The organism is Conexibacter sp. W3-3-2 (assembly GCF_009707605.1).
Taxonomy (GTDB): domain Bacteria; phylum Actinomycetota; class Thermoleophilia; order Solirubrobacterales; family Solirubrobacteraceae; genus Paraconexibacter; species Paraconexibacter algicola.
The window spans coordinates 65,147-80,248 of record NZ_WLYW01000001.1; the positions used below are offsets into that span (position 1 = coordinate 65,147).

General features: G+C 75.3%; 10 protein-coding genes, 1 tRNA gene and 1 pseudogene. 7 read left to right on the forward strand and 5 right to left on the reverse strand.

Annotated elements, in window-relative coordinates; translation table 11 throughout:
* Positions 1 to 48 precede the first annotated feature (48 nt).
* The 4 genes from GKE82_RS00350 to rsfS are packed head-to-tail and all read left to right on the forward strand — an operon-like array spanning position 49 to position 5,876.
* Entirely contained in the window at positions 49 to 3,477 is a 3,429-nt protein-coding gene (locus GKE82_RS00350) for a sialidase family protein (protein ID WP_154731977.1), read from the forward strand.
* 45 nt (positions 3,478 to 3,522) lie between these two features.
* Positions 3,523 to 4,797, forward strand: coding sequence for a glutamate-5-semialdehyde dehydrogenase (locus tag GKE82_RS00355; RefSeq protein WP_107569988.1), 1,275 nt, complete (start codon positions 3,523 to 3,525; stop codon positions 4,795 to 4,797).
* 13 nt (positions 4,798 to 4,810) lie between these two features.
* On the forward strand, positions 4,811 to 5,431 hold the full coding sequence (gene nadD / locus GKE82_RS00360) for a nicotinate-nucleotide adenylyltransferase (protein ID WP_107569987.1): 621 nt from the start codon (positions 4,811 to 4,813) through the stop codon (positions 5,429 to 5,431).
* A gap of 1 nt (position 5,432) precedes the next feature.
* Positions 5,433 to 5,876 (forward strand): ribosome silencing factor, encoded by a 444-nt coding sequence (rsfS, locus tag GKE82_RS00365; RefSeq protein WP_309233287.1) that lies wholly within the window; start codon positions 5,433 to 5,435, stop codon positions 5,874 to 5,876.
* A gap of 76 nt (positions 5,877 to 5,952) precedes the next feature.
* On the opposite strand, the gene GKE82_RS00370 is transcribed toward rsfS, so the two are convergent.
* The 5 genes and pseudogenes from GKE82_RS00370 to GKE82_RS00390 form a co-directional block, all read right to left on the reverse strand.
* Positions 5,953 to 6,025 (reverse strand) — tRNA-Ala (locus tag GKE82_RS00370).
* Between the two features lie 15 nt (positions 6,026 to 6,040).
* Positions 6,041 to 6,439 (reverse strand): annotated as a pseudogene (locus tag GKE82_RS31120) (group I intron-associated PD-(D/E)XK endonuclease); the annotation flags it as partial.
* 25 nt (positions 6,440 to 6,464) lie between these two features.
* Positions 6,465 to 8,069 carry an alkaline phosphatase gene (locus tag GKE82_RS00380; protein WP_154731978.1) on the reverse strand — a complete coding sequence of 535 codons (1,605 nt, stop codon included), beginning with the start codon at positions 8,067 to 8,069 and terminating at the stop codon, positions 6,465 to 6,467.
* A gap of 57 nt (positions 8,070 to 8,126) precedes the next feature.
* A complete protein-coding gene (locus GKE82_RS00385; protein ID WP_154731979.1) occupies positions 8,127 to 8,720 on the reverse strand; it encodes a DivIVA domain-containing protein in 594 nt (197 codons plus the stop codon).
* A 20-nt stretch (positions 8,721 to 8,740) separates the two neighbouring features.
* Complete coding sequence (locus tag GKE82_RS00390; RefSeq protein ID WP_154731980.1) at positions 8,741 to 9,670, reverse strand: alpha/beta fold hydrolase; 930 nt, start codon at positions 9,668 to 9,670, stop codon at positions 8,741 to 8,743.
* 28 nt (positions 9,671 to 9,698) lie between these two features.
* On the opposite strand from GKE82_RS00390, the gene leuS reads away from it, so the two are divergent.
* The 3 genes from leuS to GKE82_RS00405 all read left to right on the forward strand — a co-directional run bounded on the left by leuS (position 9,699) and on the right by GKE82_RS00405 (position 15,096).
* Positions 9,699 to 12,170: a leucine--tRNA ligase gene (gene leuS, locus GKE82_RS00395; RefSeq protein WP_154731981.1), complete on the forward strand. Its 2,472-nt coding sequence runs from the start codon at positions 9,699 to 9,701 to the stop codon at positions 12,168 to 12,170.
* 65 nt (positions 12,171 to 12,235) lie between these two features.
* Positions 12,236 to 12,871, forward strand: a complete 636-nt coding sequence (locus GKE82_RS27625) for a ComEA family DNA-binding protein (RefSeq protein WP_154731982.1) — start codon at positions 12,236 to 12,238, stop codon at positions 12,869 to 12,871.
* Positions 12,871 to 15,096: a ComEC/Rec2 family competence protein gene (locus tag GKE82_RS00405; RefSeq protein ID WP_154731983.1), complete on the forward strand. Its 2,226-nt coding sequence runs from the start codon at positions 12,871 to 12,873 to the stop codon at positions 15,094 to 15,096. The genes GKE82_RS27625 and GKE82_RS00405 overlap by 1 nt, the downstream gene beginning before the upstream one ends.
* Positions 15,097 to 15,102 lie beyond the last annotated feature (6 nt).

Sequence of the window (15,102 nt, forward strand, 5' to 3'; positions counted from 1 at the left end):
GGATCCACCCCTTTCCGGCGACGCCTGTCGCGAGTAGGCTGCGCGCCCATGATCGAGCGCACGACGGCGCGCGGGCGCGGCCGTCTCCCGGGTGTCCTCCTCGCCGTCGCGACCGCAGCCGCCTGCGTGGTCCCGGCCGCCGACGCGCAGCGCTCGCCGGCCAAGCGCCCGGTCCAGAAGGGCGGCGTCTACTCGACCCCCGGGTACAAGGGCACGCGGACGCTCCCGCGCACCGGTCCCGCACCCGCGCCGCCGTCCGTCGCGCTCTCCGCAGACGGCTGGAAGCCCGACGTGCTCGTCGACGCGGCAGGCACCGCCCACGTCGTCTGGGTCACCAACGCGCCGGCGCCCGGGAACGACCAGATCTCCTACTGCCGGCTCCCGCGCGGCGCCACCGCCTGCGCGAACCCGAACACGACGCCGTTCGACCCGGCCCTCACGCCGTCGGCGGACTTCGCCGGTCCGCGGATCCTCCAGGTCGGCGACGGGCTCGTCGTCCTCACCTCCCGCTACCCCGCCGTCGTGCAGCACCCGGACGGACAGACCCGCGACCGCACGCTCTACGCCTACACCTCCACCGACGGCGGGCAGACGTGGAGCCCGCCGACGATCGTCGGCACGCAGGAGGCGTCGGGCGACGCCGTCGTCTTCGGCGGGGCCGCACCGCGGCTCGGGGTCATCTCCGACACCCAGACCGGCGGCACGGTCTTCCAGTCGGTCGTCCCCGGCCAGTACTCGCGGGCCACCGCGCTGCTCGGGCCCGGCGACCAGGCCTACGACGGGTCGCTGGCGCTCGAGGGCGACCAGCCCGTGGCCGCGTTCGCCGACCTGTCCGGCAACACGATCGTGCGCCGCCTGCCCGCGGGCGCCGACCCCGCCGACGCCGCCGCCTGGACCAGCACCGTCGTGCCGGGCGCCGAGGAGCCGCGCCTGGCGAGCGGTCCCCGCGGGCCGTTCCTGCTCAGCCGCGCGGGCCTGCGCGCCCCCTACGAGGTCCGCCCGCTCACCGGCGGTGCGGTCGGTGCGCCCGTCCCGCTGGCGCTGCCCGACCTCGCCACCGGCAGCCAGCGCGAGCTCGCGCAGGACCCGGCCGGGGCGCTCCACGCCGTCTTCGCCGACGCGATCGGCACGACGCTGCTGGCCAGCGACTCCACCGACGGCGGCCGCTCCTGGTCGCCGCCCCGGACCGCCGCGATCGCGCAGGGGGCGTTCGACGGCCTGCGCTCCGCGGCCGCCGCCGACGGGGGAGGGGTCACCGTGTACCGCAAGGACCCGACCGGCCTGACCAGCGGCACGATCGGCCTCAGCGCCTTCGGGACGCTCTCCCCGACCGGGGTGCCCGGCCTCGGGGCGCTCGCCGGCGGCGGCATCCCCGGCGCGACCGCGGGCTGCGACGGCGTGCGCGTCGGCGACCTGCAGATCCGCCCCCAGCAGGGCTGCCTGCTGCCGAGCGTCGACCCGAAGTACCCGGGGGCGTCCGTCTCCGAGGGCGAGGTCGACCTCATGGGCCTGATCCTGCGGCCGGACCCCGGCGTGCGGATCCTGCTCGACCCGCGCCGCGCCCGCCTCGACACGACCGGCAAGGTGCGGGTGCTGCTGCGCGGCGCCGGCCTCGAGGTCACGCTGCTGCACGAGGAGCTGCACATCCAGTTCCCCGACACGCGCGAGGGCGGCACGCTCCTGGACTTCGACCCCGCCGACGTGAAGCTCGCGGGCTTCCCGATCTCCGGGCGCATCAAGGTCCTGCTGACCAGGACCGGCGTGCGGATCCCGGTCCAGCTCTCGCTCCCCGGCGCCTTCGGCGGCATCACCGGCGACGCCACGCTCCTGGCCGAGCTCGGCAAGGGCGTCACGCTCGACAGCGTGAAGCTCGCGGTCAAGCGGGCGCCGGTCGGACCGCTCGAGGTCCGCGACCTGCTGATCTCCTACAGCGGCGGCACCGAGACCTGGCGCGGGGCGGCGCTCGTCGTCCTGCCCGGCGGCGCCGCGCTCGGCGCGGACGTCACGTTCGTCGGCGGCCGCTTCACGATGGGCGACTTCCGCGTCCGCCCGCCGTTCCCCGGCGTGCTCATCGCCCCGAACACGTACTTCACCGAGGTCCGCGGCGGCTTCGCGCTCGACCCCGTGCAGATCAAGGTCGGGGCCTCCTTCGGCGCCTTCCCGATCGCGCCCCCGTCCACCTACACCGTCGGCGTCGACGGCGACCTCACGCTCACGATCGACGGCGGCAGCGTCCTGCTGCGCTTCGACGGGCGCGGCAGCATCGCCGGGATCTCGCTCGCGACCGCGGCGCTGCAGGCCACCACCGACGGGTACGCGGACCTCACCGCCGGCTACGACGTCGACCTCAAGGCCGTCCGCGTCAAGGGCAGCATCGAGGGGTTCCTCGACGGCCGCCGCGGGCAGTTCGGCGCGAAGGGCAGCGCCGACGTCGAGCTCGCCGGGTTCCTCCCGGCGACCGGCTCGCGCGCCGCGATCTCCAACAAGGGGTTCGGGGCCTGCTACACGGTGGCGGGCGCCGGCGCCTACGTCGGCTACCTGTTCGACAAGCCGATCCCCTCGGGCGTGCGGATCGGCGTCGGCTGTGACCTCACGGCCTTCACGATCGAACGGCCCGGCCTGCGGCTCGCCCCGCGCCAGGTCCCCGGGGGGCGCACGTTCACGGTGACCGCGGGCACGAAGATCCAGAACGTCGAGCTGAACGCCGCGGCCGGCAGCCCGGCGGTGACGCTGATCGGGCCCGACGGCGCCACGGTCACACCGGCCGACGCGCGCACCACCGGCTCCTTCGCCGGTCCCGCCGTCGCGCTGCCGCTGCCCGACGCGGCCCGCACCCTGGTCGTCCTGAACGACCCCAAGCCCGGCGTCTGGACGGTCGCGCCCGCCCCGGACTCCCCGGCGATCACCGAGCTGCTCGTGGCCCGGGACGCCAAGCCGGTGAAGGTGACCGCCACGGTCACGCGCCGCGGCGCCCGCCGCGTCCTGCGCTACCGGATCGCCGACCGCGGCGGGGCGGTCGTGCGCTTCTCCGAGCAGGGCGCGCGCGCCGCGGTCGCCTCGCTCGGGACGGCGACCGGGGACCGCGGCACGCTGGCGTTCACCCCGGCCGACGGCCCGGGCGGCCGCCGGCAGATCGTCGCGCTCGTCAGCCGCGGCGACCTGCCGCTGAGCGCCCCGGTCGTCGCGACCTACACCGCGCCCGCACCGCAGCGGCCCGCGACCGTCCGCGGCGTGCGCGCACGGCGCACCAGCGGCGCGGTCACCGTGCGCTGGCGCGCCGCGGCCCGCGCCACCGGCTACGTCGTGCGCGTGCGCGGGCGCAGCTCCGGCCGCACGCTCGCCCGCGTCCTGGGGAGCCGCTCCCGCAGCGTCCGGATCACCGGCGTCAGCGCCGACGACGGCCGCCTCACCGTCACCGTGACCGGCCGCGACCGGCGCGGCCGCCTCGGGCGCGCGAGCACCGTGCGCGTGCGGTAGGCGCACCGCACGGGCCGCCCGGGGCCGGTGACGTACCCTTCCGGCATGGCCACGACGACCAGCAGCGTCACCGACATCTGCCTCGCGGCGCAGGAGGCCTCGCGGCAGCTCGCCGCGACCGACAGCGCCACCAAGGACCGGGCGCTGCACGCGATCGCCGACGCGCTCGTGGCCCGCACGCCGGAGATCCTCGAGGCCAACGGCCGCGACATGGACGCCGGCCGCGAGAACGGCCTGGACGCCGCGCTCCTGGACCGGCTGCTGCTCGACGCCGACCGGGTCGCCGCGATCGCCGCCCAGGTCCGCGACATCGCCGCGCTGCCCGACCCGGTCGGGGAGGTCATCGACGGCAAGCGCCTGCCCAACGGCCTCGACGTCAAGAAGGTCCGCGTCCCGCTCGGGGTCGTCGCCGTCGTCTACGAGGCCCGGCCGAACGTGACGATCGACGCCGCCGCGCTGTGCCTGAAGTCCGGCAACGCGATCGTGCTGCGCGGCTCCTCGTCGGCCGCCCACTCCAACGCCGTGCTCGCCGGGATCGCCGCGCAGGCCGCCGAGGAGGCCGGGCTGCCCGCCGGCACGATCGGCCTCGTCGCCGGCGGCGGGCGCGAGGAGCTCGCCGAGCTCGCCACCCAGACCGGCATCGTCGACCTGATCATCCCGCGCGGCGGCGAGGGCCTGAAGAACGCGCTGAAGGGCGTCGCGACCGTGCCCGTCATCTACGCCGCGTCCGGCAACTGCCACGTGTTCGTCGACGCGTCCGCCGACGTCGCGACCGCCGTCGAGATCGTCCTCAACGCCAAGACGCAGCGGCCCGGCGTCTGCAACGCCGCGGAGACGCTGCTCGTGCACGCCGACGCCGCACCGGCCGTGCTGCCCGCCGCGCTCGGCGCCCTGCGCGACGCCGGGGTCGAGCTGCGCGTCGACGGCCGCACCCGGGCGCTCGCGGGCGCCGACCTCGCCGCCGGCCTGCTCGACGCCGGCGAGGAGGACTGGGACACCGAGTTCCTCGCCCTCACCCTGGCGGTCGGCGTCGTCGACTCCGTCGACGAGGCGATCGCGCACGTCAACCGGCACGGCTCGGGGCACTCGGAGGCGATCGTCACGAACGACGCCGCGGCCGCGCGCGCGTTCGAGCTGGGCGTCGACGCCGCCTGCGTGTACGTGAACGCCTCGACCCGCTTCACCGACGGGGGCGAGTTCGGCATGGGCGCCGAGATCGGCAACTCCACCCAGAAGCTCCACGCGCGCGGCCCGATCGGCCTGCGCGAGCTCTGCGCCTTCAAGTACGTCGTCACCGGCGACGGCCACGTCCGCGGGTAGGCCGGCCGCGCGCGTGGCCCGCGTCGGGATCCTCGGCGGGACGTTCAACCCCCCGCACATCGGCCACCTCGTCTGCGCCGCGTCGGCGCGCGAGCAGCTCGGCCTGGACCACGTCGTGCTCATGCCGGTGTTCGTCCCGCCGCACAAGACCGTCACCGACGACCCGGGCCCGCAGGAGCGCCTCGAGCTCTGCCGGCTGGCGGTCGCCGACGACCCGGGGCTGCGCGTCAGCGCCCTGGAGGTCGAGCGCGGCGGCCCGTCGTACACCGTCGAGACGCTCCGGGCCCTGCAGGACGCCCGTCCCGAGGACGAGCGCTGGTTCATCGTCGGCGGTGACATGGCGCAGTCGCTGCCGACCTGGCGCGAGCCCGAGGGCGTGCTGGCGCTCGCGACCCTCGCGGTGGCCGAGCGGGAGGGCATCACGCGGCAGGACGTCCTGGACCGGGTCGCGGGCCTCGCGGGCGCCGCGGAGCGGGTCCGCTTCTTCGACGTCCCGCGGATGGACCTGTCCTCCTCGCTGCTGCGCCGCCGGCTCGCCGAGGGCCGCACGGTCCGCCATCTCGTGCCCGCCGCGGTGGAGCGGCGGATCGACGAGCGCGGGTTCTACCGGCGGAACCCCTACCCTGGAGGGTGACGTGACGCCCACCAGCACCGACAACGCCGTGACCGACGACCAGCCGTTCGAGGACCCGACGCTCCTGGCGTCGGCGATCGCCGGCCTCGCCGCGGACAAGAAGGCGACCGACATCGTCGCCCTGGACCTCCGCGGGGTCAGCGGGTTCACCGACGTGTTCGTCGTGTGCACCGGCAACACCGACCGCCAGGTCAAGGCGATCCACGACAGCATCCACAAGGGCCTCAAGGACGACCACCGGATGCTCCCCCGGCGGGTCGAGGGCCTGACCGAGTCCCGCTGGGTCCTGATGGACTACTGGGACGCCGTCGTGCACGTCTTCACGCCCGACACGCGCGAGTACTACCGGCTCGAGCAGCTCTGGGGCGACGTGCCGCGGATCGAGATCGATCCCGCCGTGCTCGGCAGCGGCCCCGCCGTGGACGAGCCGGACGCCGACGCCTGACCCGCGCGCCCGTCCCTCCTGGACGGGCACCGCCGGGAACGACGAAGGCCGCCCGTTCAGGCGGCCTTCGTGCGAGTGGAGCTAGGCGGGCTCGAACCGCCGACCTCGTGACTGCCAGTCACGCGCTCTTCCAGCTGAGCTATAGCCCCGGGCAGGTCGTACTGCTCCGCCATCCTAACACCGACGCGCTGGTTGTTCTTTGCGGGTGCGATCCGCAGGCGGAGCTCGTGGTGGCCGCCCGCCTCGGCGACCGGGACCAGCAGGACGCGATCGAGCGCGCCGCAGTAGACCGCGAACAGCTCGAGCTCCGACGCGTCGTAGGTCGTGCGCACGTAGCCGCGCGTGGGGGAGTGCCGGCAGGTGCCCGTCCGGACCACGATCACGTCCCCGCAGAGGCGGCCCCACTTGCACTGCACGCGGTAGAGCCGGTGCGCGACGTCGAAGACGAGGTCGTAGCGGCGCCCGTCGGAGAGCGGCCGGGACACGACCACGCCGAGCCGCGTGGCCTCGGCGGCGATCCTCAGCTCGGCGACGGCGCCCTTGTCTCCCGAATGCACGAACACATGTTCGCATCGAGGGCGGACGGCGTCAGGCGGTGCGCTCGACCACCGGCCGGCCGTCGGCGACGCGGAAGGACGCGACCGCGACGGGGTCCGCCGTCGGGGACCGGACCGTCGAGACGCCCTTGAAGTCGACGCGCAGCTCCTGGGCGCGGGCCTCGAGGACCGCGTAGCCGTGACGGCGGAAGTCGGCGAAGCGCAGATGCGGGTTGGTCAGCGTGAGGTTGCCCGTGATCAGGTCGGACTGGTCCTTGCTCAGCCCGGGCAGCGTCAGCGACCGGTGGCTCACCGACGCGCCGACGAACTCCGTCCCGACGCGCCGCCCGTCGATCCGGCCCGTGGTGTGCAGGTCGCCGGCGAAGTAGCTGTGCACGTCCCCGACGATGCTCGTGAGGTTGCGCACGCCGCGTGCGCGGAAGTGCTCGAGGACCTCGCGGCGCTCGGCGCCGTAGCCCGCCCAGTCGTCGACCTGGGAGGGCAGGCCGGGCGCGACGTCGAGCGCCATCATCATCTGCGCGTTGCCGAGGACCTTCCAGGTCGCGTCCGAGGCGGGGACGCGGTCCTTCAGCCACGCCTTCTGCGCGTCGCCGAGGCGCTTGCGCGGTGCGTCGACGGTCGCGCACGGCGGTCCGGAGTCGAAGCTCACGTCCCCGCACGGCTGCGGGTCCCGGTACTGCCGGGTGTCGAGCAGGAACAGCTCGGCGTGCCGGCCCAGGCGCAGCGAGCGGTAGACCTTGAAGCGGTCGACGCCGCGCGGGCGCGGGACCGGCATCCACTCGAAGTAGGCCAGGATCCCGTTGCGCCGCTTCTCCGCGAAGGGGACGGCCCGCTCCCCGACGGGCGAGGGCCCGGAGGACGGGCCCTCGCCGGCCCAGTTGCCCTCGACCTCGCAGTCGTCCCAGATCGACACGACCGCGTGCGCGGCGTGCATGTCCTGCAGCCGCTCGTCCGACCGGTAGGTGCGGTGCCGGGCCCGGAACTGCGCGAGCGTCTCGACGTGCCCGTTGGGCAGCCCGGAGATGTCGCGGCGCTCGGGGGAGATCGGGGTCGCGTCCTCCTCGTAGAGGTAGTCGCCCAGCGACACCACGAGGTCGACGTCGTCGCGCGCCAGCAGCGCCTGCGGCGTGAACCAGCCGTGCTCGTAGCGCTGGCAGGAGAAGAACGCGATCCGGACCGGCTCGGCGCTGTCGGCGGGGCGCAGCGTCGTGAACCGCCCGATCCGGGAGCTCGTCGTGCGGGTCGCGAAGCGGTACCAGTACGGGCGGCCGGGCTCCAGCCGCGGGGAGGCGACCTGCACGCGCGCGGTGCCGTCGCGCAGCGACGAGGCGTCGACCACGCCGTCGAGCAGGACGCGGCCGAAGCCCGGGTCGTCGGCGACCTCCCAGCGCAGCCGCTCACGGCCCGGGGCGGTCCGCTCGCCGAGCTCGTCCAGCCGCGTCCACAGCAGGGCACCGCGCTCGGTCGGCAGGCCGGCCGCGACCCCGCTCCCGAACCTCCCGGCGCGCGCGAGCGGGCTCCGTCGCGCCCGCGCCGCCACGGACGTGAGCGGGTATGCGCCGGAACCGGCGAGCGCGGCGCCGCCGGCGACGAGCAGCCGCCGACGGGTCAGCCCGGGGGACGGGGGAGCGGTCATGCCCCGGATGCTTCACGGTCCGGGAGCGACCGCCGTGAAGCGGATGTGAAGGGCGCGTCAGCGACGCCGACGGTGGCGCTGCGGCGTGTAGTCGCGGCTGAACTCCGGGATCTCGATCTCGGCGGGCAGGTCCGCCGGGTCGAGCGCCGGGGTGTCGTCGGAGGACGGGGTGCGCCGCGAGGCGCGGATCGGCTGGAGCGCCTCGGCATCGACGATCCCGGGACGGGCCGGGGCGGCGGGCAGCGACCGCGCGGGCTGCGGGCCGTCCGGGGTCGCCGCGTCGAGCTGCGAGACGAGCTCGCGGTGGGTGCGCTGGACGTCGCGCAGGATCGTCTGCGCGTTGCGGCGCAGCGAACCGCCCATCTCCTCGAGCTCGCGGCTGGCGCGCTCCCCGCGGTCCATGACCTCGCGTGCGGCGACGCGCGCCTCGCCGACGATGTTGCGCGCCTGCTCGCGCGCCTGGGCGAGGATCTCCTTCGCCTCCTCCTCGGCGGCGTCGACCCGGTGCTGGGCCGCGCGGTCCGCCTCGGCGATCCGCTCGCGGACGCGCTGCTCGGTCTCGGCGCGCAGCTCGGCGGCCGCCTGCTCGGCGGCGTCGATGATGGCCTGCACGCGGGCAGGCAGGCTCGCGGAGTCGCCCGGCTGGGTCACAGCCACAGGGTACGACCGCCTCAGAGACGATCCCGCAAGAACGCGGTCACGGTGCGGTTCAGCAGGTCCGCGCGCTCCCACTGCAGGAAGTGCCCGGCACGCGGCACCACGAACGGCCCGACGAGGTCGCGGAACGCCACTTCGCAGCGCTCCATGAAGTCCGGGTAGATGACGTGGTCGTCGGGCCCGTACAGGACGAGGGTGGGGACGTCGGAGACCTCGAACCACCGCGGCTTCTCGGAGACGCGAAGCGCCCCGATGCCGCTCTCGTAGTTCCCGAACCCGGCGCGCAGGTGCTCCGCGGACGCGAACGGCTCGGTCATGAAGTCGACCTCCGCGCGCCGGAACCCGCCCGGCGTGCCCCACAGGCGGGACCCGTAGAACTGCGCGACGTACGCCCGGCGCCGTTCCGGCGTGTCCAGTTCGGCTGCGAGCCCGTCCGCGTCCCGCCCCTGACGGACGTAGTAGTCCGCCGCCGCCCGCACCTGCGGCGACACCTCGTTCGACAGCCCCGCGGCCTCGTACTCCACAGGCAGCTTCGGGAGGATCGAGTTGAACAGGACCTGCCGCTCGACGAACCCGTCGAAGCGCAGCCCGAGGTCCTGGATCACGCCGCCGCCGAGGTCGCTCCCGACCGTCGAGCACCGCGGATGTCCCAGCACGTCGTGCACGAGCGCGTGGAGGTCCCGCGCGTGCGCGGCGAGGTCGTGGAACCCGTCGTCGGGGATGCCGCTGTCCCCGAAGCCGCGCAGGTCGGGGACGATCACCTCGAACCCCGCGGCGGCCAGCGGCGCGATGTTCCGCCACCAGATCCGCTTGGTCTCCGGCCACCCGTGGACGAGCAGCAGCGGGTACCCACCGACCCCTTCCCGGACGTAGGCCAGGGAGACCCCGGTCCGAACCTCGGAGACGTGGACGTCGAAGGCCGTGGGGGAGAGCAGGTCCGTCACCCCGCGAAGCCTATTCTTGAGCGCAGGTATGACCGAGCTGACCTACACCCCGTCGGAGATCGAGCCGCGCTGGCAGGAGATCTGGGAGACCGAGCGCACCTGGGAGGTCGGAAACGACGAGGACGACCGGGAGAAGAGCTACGTGCTCGTCATGCTCCCGTACCCCTCCGGGGAGCCGCACATCGGCCACCTGAAGGTCTACTCCGTCGGGGACGCGGTCGCGCACTTCCACCGCCGCGCCGGCAAGCGCGTGCTGAACCCGATGGGCTACGACGCCTTCGGCCTGCCCGCGGAGAACAACGCGATCAAGACCGGGCAGCACCCGCGCGACAGCACCGCGAAGTCGATCGCCTCCTTCCAGCGGCAGTTCCGCGAGTGGGGCATCTCGATCGACTGGACGCGCGAGTTCGGCACGCACGAGCCGACGTACTACCGCTGGACGCAGTGGATCTTCCTGCAGCTGTTCCACCACGGCCTCGCGTACCGCAAGGACTCGGCGGTCAACTGGTGTCCCAACGACGCCACCGTCCTCGCCAACGAGCAGGTCGTCGACGGGAGGTGCGAGCGCTGCGGCCACGAGGTCGAGATCCGCCAGCTCGAGCAGTGGTTCTTCCGCATCACCGACTACGCGGACCGGCTCGTCGAGGACCTGTCGACGATCGACTGGCCCGAGCACGTCAAGACGATGCAGCGCAACTGGATCGGCCGCTCCGAGGGCGCCGAGGTCAACTTCCGCTGCGAGGACCTCGGCATCGACTACCCGGTCTTCACCACGCGGCCCGACACGCTGTTCGGCGCGACGTTCTTCGTGATGGCGCCCGAGCACCCGGACATCGAGCGGCTCGCGCAGGGCAGCGGCAACGAGGAGGCGGTGCGCGAGTACGTCAACCGCTCGCTGACCCGCGACAAGGAGGAGCGCGGCGACGCCGACCGCCAGAAGACGGGCGTGTTCCTCGGCCGCACGGTGACCAACCCGGTCAACGGCGAGCAGCTGCCGATGTACGTGGCCGACTACGTGCTGATGGAGTACGGGACCGGCGCGATCATGGCGGTCCCCGGGCACGACCAGCGCGACTACGACTTCGCGACCGCGTACGACCTGCCGATCCGTCGCGTCGTCGAGGGCACGCCCGAGGACGGCGGTGACGAGCACGGCCTGCCCTACCCGGGCGACGGTCCGCTGGTGAACTCGCATCCGGACTTCGACGGGACGCCGAACCGCGAGGCGCTGCGCGCGATCGTCGACTGGCTGGACCGCGAGGGCAAGGGCCACCAGTCGGTGAACTACCGGCTGCGCGACTGGCTGCTGTCGCGCCAGCGCTACTGGGGCTGCCCGATCCCGATCGTGCACTGCGACGCCTGCGGGATCGTGCCGGTCCCGGAGGACGAGCTCCCGGTCGAGCTGCCCGACGTCGAGGACTACGCGCCGAAGGGGAGGTCGCCGCTGGCGGCGGCCGAGGACTGGGTCGCGACGACCTGCCCGACGTGCGGCGGTCCGGCCCGCCGCGAGACCGACACGATGGATACGTTCGTGGACTCGTCCTGGTACTTCCTGCGCTACTGCGACCCGCGCAACGACGAGGCCGCGTGGGATCCGCGGATCGTCGCCCAGTGGTCCCCGGTCGACCAGTACATCGGCGGCGTCGAGCACGCGATCCTGCACCTGCTCTACGCGCGGTTCTTCGTCAAGGCGCTGCACGACCTCGGCCACGTCTCCCACGACGAGCCGTTCTCGCGGCTGTTCACCCAGGGCATGATCCTGGGGGAGGACGGCGAGAAGATGTCGAAGTCGCGCGGCAACGTCGTCTCGCCGCGGGACATCGCGGCGGAGTTCGGGGTCGACACGGCCCGCTGCTACGTCCTCTTCATCGGCCCGCCCGACCAGGACGCCAAGTGGGACATCGAGGGCGTCGGCGGCGTCCACCGCTTCCTCACGCGGCTCTGGCGCCTGTCGGCCACGGTCGCGCAGGAGCTGCCCGACCACCCGGTGCCCGACGAGCTGTCCGGGGACGACCTGGCGCTGATGCGCAAGGCGCACTGGGCGATCGAGAAGGTCACCGCCGACATGGCGGGCCGGTTCGCGTTCAACACGGCGATCGCCGCCGTGATGGAGCTGACGAACGAGTGCTCGCGGGCCTACAACGTCGGCTCGCCGTCGCCCGGGCCGTTGCGGTTCGCGCTGGCGACGGCCGCGTCGCTGCTGTTCCCGTTCGCGCCGCACACGGCCTCGGACGCCTACGAGCGGCTGACGGGCGATCGCGTGTGGGAGGAGCCGTGGCCTGCCGCCGACCCGGACTTCCTCGACGAGGACACGTTCGAGCTCGTCTGCCAGGTGCAGGGCAAGGTCCGTGACCGGCTCCAGGCGCCGTCGAGCGCGACGCCCGAGGAGCTGAAGGCGCTCGCGCTGGGCTCCGAGAAGCTGGCCCCGTACCTCGAGGGGAAGACGATCGTCAAGGAGATCGTCGTCCCCGGGAAGCTCGTGAACATCGTCGTGCGCTGAACCGGCACGGGACCGTCACGGTCCCGTGCTGCGCCGTCACACGGTCGCGCCTAGCGTGCGTGCGCGTGACCGAGGTGCCGCGAACGCAGGTCGTGCTGTACGTCCTGGTCGTCGCCGCGGTCGCGCTGCTCGGGGCCCGGGCGCTGCGCCCGCAGGTCCTGCCGGACCCCGCGGCCCCGGCCGCCCCGGCGACCGCCGGCGGCCGCGACCCGTCGGACAGCGCGGAGACGTCGTCCGCGGAGCCCGCGGTGCGCACGCCTGCCGGTCGCCGCGTCGTCGTGCACGTCGCCGGGGCGGTGCGCCGGCCGGGCGTCTATCGGCTGCGCGAGGGCGACCGCGTCGGGGACGCGGTCCGGCGGGCGGGCGGCGGTCGCGGGGGCGCGGACCTCGACCAGGTGAACCTCGCCGCGAAGGTCGCCGACGGCCAGCAGGTGCTCGTGCCCGCCCGCGCGGGCACCGCGGCGGCCGGCGTGGCGGCGGCGACCGGGCCCGCGGGAACGGCGCCCGGGGTGCCGCTGAACCTCAACACGGCGACACTCGAGCAGCTCGACACGCTCGACGGGGTCGGTCCGGCGACCGCCCAGAAGATCCTCGACGAGCGCACTCGGCGCGGCGGCTTCCGCAGCGTCGAGGACCTCGGCGACGTGCCCGGCATCGGCCCCAAGCGGCTCGAGGCGCTGCGCGACCGGGTCCGCGTGTGATGCGGGCGGCGCTCCTCGCGCACCCGCGGCACGTCGCGCTGCTCGCCGTCGTCTCGGGACTGGCCGGCGGCCCGCTCGCCGCCGCGGTCGCGGCGGTCGTCCTCGCCGCACTGCTCGCGGGACGGCGGGCGCTCGTCGCCCTCGTCGTGGTGGCGGCGTTCGGCGGGGCCTGGGTCGCCCAGGCGCGCACGGCGGCGCTCGAGCGCACCGCGCTCGCCGGGCCGGCGCGCGCCGGGCTCACGGTCGTGCAGGACGTCGTCCTGCTCGCCCCCGTGCGGACCGGGGCGCGCGGCTCGCGCACCGCGCTCGTGCGGCTGCGCGGCGAGCCCGTGCTGCTGCGCCTGCCGGGGCCGGCGCAGGGGCCGGCGCCGACCGTCGGCACGGTCCTCGCGATCCGGGGGCGGCTGGCCCCGGCGGACCGGCACGCCCGCCTGCTGCGCGCCCACGCGGTCCTGCGGGCCGCGACGGTCGCGCCGACCGGACGCCGCCGCGGTGGCGTGCCGGGCGCGCTGGACCGCGTGCGCGACCGCGCGCAGGCCGCGCTGGTCGCCGCGCTGCGTCCCGACGCGGGCGCGCTGCTGCGCGGCATGGTCCTCGGCGACGACAGCGGCCTGCCCGACCGGCTGCGGGACGCGCTGCGCGACGCCGGGCTCGCGCACCTCGTCGCGGCCAGCGGCCAGAACGTCGTGCTGCTCGCCACGCTCGTCCTGCTCGTCGGGGCCGCGCTCGGGCTGCCGCTGTCCGCGCGCCTTGGGGTCGCCCTGGTCCTCGTCGCGCTCTACGTGCCGCTCGCGGGCGCCGGGCCCTCGATCCAGCGTGCCGGGGTCATGGGGGCCGCGGGCCTCGTGGCGGCGCTCGCGGGCCGCCCGGCGTCGCGCTGGTACGCGGTCCTCCTGGCCGCCGCCGCGACGCTCGTGCTCGACCCGCGCGCCACCGGCGACGTCGGCTGGCGGCTGTCGTTCCTGGCCGTGCTGGGCCTGCTGGTCGCCGCGCCGCCGCTGCGCGCGGCGCTCGTGCGCCGCCGCGTCCCCGGGCCGCTCGCCGACGCGCTCGCCACCACGGTCGCCGCGACCCTGGCGACCGCCCCGCTGCTGGCGCTGACCTTCGGTCAGACGTCGCTCGTCACGCTGCCGGCGAACGTCCTGGCCGCGCCGCTCGTGGCCCCGGTGATGTGGACGGGCTTCGTCGCCGCCACGCTCGGTCAGGGCCTGCCCGCGATCGGCGCGCAGGTCGCGTCGCTCGCGGCGCTGCCGCTGGAGCTGCTCGTCGCCGTCGGCGTGCGCGCCGCCGCGATCCCCGGGGCGACCGCCGCCGTCCCGGCTGCGCTCGTCACCGCCGTGTGCGGGCTGGGACTGGCCGCGATCCGCTGGCCGCGGGTGCGCGCCGCCACGCCGGGCCTGTTGCTCGCGCTCGTCGCGCTCGGCCTGGCGCTCGCCCCGCGCCCCGAGGCGGTGCTCGCGCGGCCCGCCGGGCTGCGCCTCGCGTTCCTCGACGTCGGGCAGGGCGACGCGACGCTCGTCCAGCACGGGGACCACGCGATCCTCGTCGACGCCGGACCGCCCGACGGGGGCGTGGTCGAGCGGCTCGCGCAGCTCGGGGTGCGGCGCCTGGACGTCCTCGTGGTGACGCACGCCCAGGACGACCACGACGGGGGCGCGCCCGCCGTGCTCGACGCGCTGCCGGTCGGGCTCGTGCTCGACGGCCGTGACGGACAGCCCTCCGCCCAGGGGCCGCGGCTCGTCGCGGCCGCCCGCGCACGCCGCGTGCCGCGCCGCCCACCCGACCGCGGCCAGCTCGTGCGCGCCGGGCCGATCACGCTGCGGGTGCTCTCCCCGGTGGCCGAGCCCGCGGCGCGCCATGCGGGCGAGGACCCCAACGACCGGGCGATCGTGCTCGAGCTCGTCGCCGGCGCGTTCCGCGCGCTGCTGCCCGCCGACGCGGAGTCCGCGGTCCTGCTCGGCCTGCCCGACCTGCGGGCCGCCGACGTGCTGAAGGTCAGCCACCACGGCAGCGCCGACGACGCCCTCCCGCGCCTGCTGGAGCGCGTCGACCCGTACCTGGCGGTCGTCAGCGCGGGCCGCGGCAACCGCTTCGGGCACCCCCACCCGGACACCGTCCGGGCGCTCGCGGCCCGGCCGGGCCTGGCGGTCCGCCGCACCGACCGCGACGGCACCGTCGTCGTCGACGTGCGCGCCGGCGGACCGCTGGTCCGCACGCTGCGCTGACGCCCG

What these genes read in the sequence shown, in the direction of transcription:
- GKE82_RS00350 (WP_154731977.1), top strand. Translation starts at nt 49, where the DNA reads ATGATCGAGCGCACGACGGCGCGCGGGCGCGGCCGTCTCCCGGGTGTC.
- GKE82_RS00355 (WP_107569988.1), top strand. Translation starts at nt 3,523, where the DNA reads ATGGCCACGACGACCAGCAGCGTCACCGACATCTGCCTCGCGGCGCAG.
- GKE82_RS00380 (WP_154731978.1), bottom strand. Translation starts at nt 8,069, where the DNA reads ATGACCGCTCCCCCGTCCCCCGGGCTGACCCGTCGGCGGCTGCTCGTC.
- leuS (WP_154731981.1), top strand. Translation starts at nt 9,699, where the DNA reads ATGACCGAGCTGACCTACACCCCGTCGGAGATCGAGCCGCGCTGGCAG.
- GKE82_RS00405 (WP_154731983.1), top strand. Translation starts at nt 12,871, where the DNA reads ATGCGGGCGGCGCTCCTCGCGCACCCGCGGCACGTCGCGCTGCTCGCC.